Origin of the sequence: Streptomyces sp. NPDC051677, from assembly GCF_044453465.1 — a bacterium.
GTDB lineage: Bacteria > Actinomycetota > Actinomycetes > Streptomycetales > Streptomycetaceae > Streptomyces.
This window is the reverse complement of the sequence record NZ_JBITCT010000143.1, coordinates 1-1,490: the sequence shown is the minus strand read 5'-3', so window position 1 is coordinate 1,490 and position 1,490 is coordinate 1. Positions and strand designations below refer to the sequence as shown.

The window sequence follows — 1,490 nt, the reverse complement described above, 5'->3', positions numbered from 1 at the left end:
GGCGAGTTCAACCGGTCGATGCAACACCGGGTTGTTGAAGTGAGCGTAGTTGTTCTTCGAAGACTTCGGCGGGGGTCTTCCAGCCGAGGATCTTGCGGGGCCGGTTGTTGAGTGCGTATGCGACGGCTTCGAGGTCTTCGGCGGACCACCGGGACAGGTCTGTGCCTTTCGGAAAATACTGTCGCAACAGCCCGTTGGTGTTCTCGTTCGTCGGTCGCTGCCAGGGCGAGTGCGGGTCAGCGAAGAACACCCGCGTCCCGCTCTCCATGGCGAACTGAGCGTGGCCTGAGAGCTCCTTCCCGCGGTCCCAGGTGAGGGTCTTGCGTAGTTGCCCGGGCAACTTGGTCATCGCTTCCGTCAGCGCCGCGTTCATCGCGGCGGCCCCGTATCCGCCGAGCGATGGCCCGTTCTTGACGTACGGTTTCTCGCCCCAGCCCTCCAGCCGCGGCAGATGGACCAGGAGCGTGGACCGGCTGCTGCGCTCGACGAGCGTGCCGATCGCCGACCTGCCCGTCCCGATGATCAGGTCGCCCTCCCAATGGCCAGGGACAGCACGGTCGTCGGCCTCGGCCGGGCGCTCCCTGAGAACGACGTCAGCGGTGACGTGGCCCTGCGGTTTGTTCCGGGACCTCGCCATTGGCTCCCGCAGTGCACGGCCCGTGCGCAAGCACGTGACCAGCTCGCGCTTGAGCGCGCCTCGCCCCTCGATGAACAGCGACTGGTAGATCGCCTCATGGCTGATGCGCATGGACTCATCATCAGGGAAGTCGACCCGCAGCCGGCAGGCGATCTGCTCCGGGCTCCATGCCGTTGACCACCGCCTGTCCTGGCGATGGGGCTTGTTCAGGCCCTTCCACGGCGGCGTCGCAGGACCTGGAACGATCGTGCCGTCGGGGCGGCGCACGTCACCGGCGAGTCGGTCCTGCACGTACTCACGCAAACGGTCGTTGCCCACAAGCTTGGCCGTCTTCGGGCGCTTCGCGGCCTGCTGCGCCTTCCACTGGGCCACCACGGCGCGGTAGACCGGCTTACCGCCCCTGGTCGCGGCGTTGCGGCGCAGCTCGCGAGAGATCGTTCCCGGGTCGCGCCCGAGCGTGCGGGCGATCTCACGCACGCCCTTGTCCCGGGCCCTGAGCAAGGCGATCTCCTCGCGTTCGGCGAACGACAGGTAGCGGCCCGAGGGCTCGTCCAGACTCAGCGGCGCCATCCCGCCAGCGTGTCGGAACCATCGAATCCCGACCGGTGCCGACACGCCGACCCCCTCGGCGGCCTGGACCGAGGTGACCCCGGATGCGATCAGACGCCAGAACTCCCGTTGCACAGCACGCGATGGCTCAGGCCGGCCCGGCGAGCGCATCGGCGGCCGCATCGCCCGGTCCGCAGCCCACTGCCGCCGCGCACCCGGCGGCGCCTGCGGCATCTGCTTCCTCGGTCGTCCCATTGCACACCTCCGTGATCAGAAGGTGTTGCGACGACCAGTTGAATTCGCC

At 68.1% G+C, this 1,490-nt stretch carries 1 protein-coding gene; it reads right to left on the bottom strand.

What is annotated here, in order from left to right; translation table 11 throughout:
- Positions 1–7: 7 nt before the first annotated feature.
- Positions 8–1,420 carry an IS30 family transposase gene (locus ACIBAF_RS49265; protein ID WP_399473419.1) on the bottom strand — a complete coding sequence of 471 codons (1,413 nt, stop codon included), beginning with the start codon at positions 1,418–1,420 and terminating at the stop codon, positions 8–10.
- Between the last annotated feature and the right edge of the window lie 70 nt (positions 1,421–1,490).